Source organism: Ligilactobacillus acidipiscis DSM 15836 (assembly GCF_001435755.1).
GTDB lineage: Bacteria > Bacillota > Bacilli > Lactobacillales > Lactobacillaceae > Ligilactobacillus > Ligilactobacillus acidipiscis.
Map to the genome: position 1 here is coordinate 1 of NZ_AZFI01000399.1, position 330 is coordinate 330.

Here is a 330-nt window from a genome sequence, read left to right on the forward strand (position 1 = left end):
TCCCTGAAGGTGAAACTGCAGAAGTGGGTCAACCTTTAGTCGAACTTGAAGTGGCAGATGGTAAAGGTAACGTTTCGGGTGAAGCTGCACCTGAAAAACCCGCACAAGAAGAAAAAGCTTCCGCCACAGCACCTGCCGGTAACGGTAATTCTGGCACAGACACTTATCAATTCAACTTACCTGACATTGGCGAAGGTATTGCTGAAGGTACTGTTGGGGAATGGCACGTTAAAGAAGGCGACGAAGTCAAGGAAGACGGTGATTTAGTCCAAATTGAAAACGACAAATCTGTTGAAGAACTTCCTTCTCCTGTTGCTGGTAAAATTACTA

At 45.5% G+C, this 330-nt stretch carries 1 protein-coding gene; it reads left to right on the forward strand.

Annotated elements, in window-relative coordinates:
• Positions 1-330 (forward strand): biotin/lipoyl-containing protein (locus tag FC65_RS11245; RefSeq protein ID WP_338088200.1); only part of this gene is annotated, 330 nt, incomplete at both ends.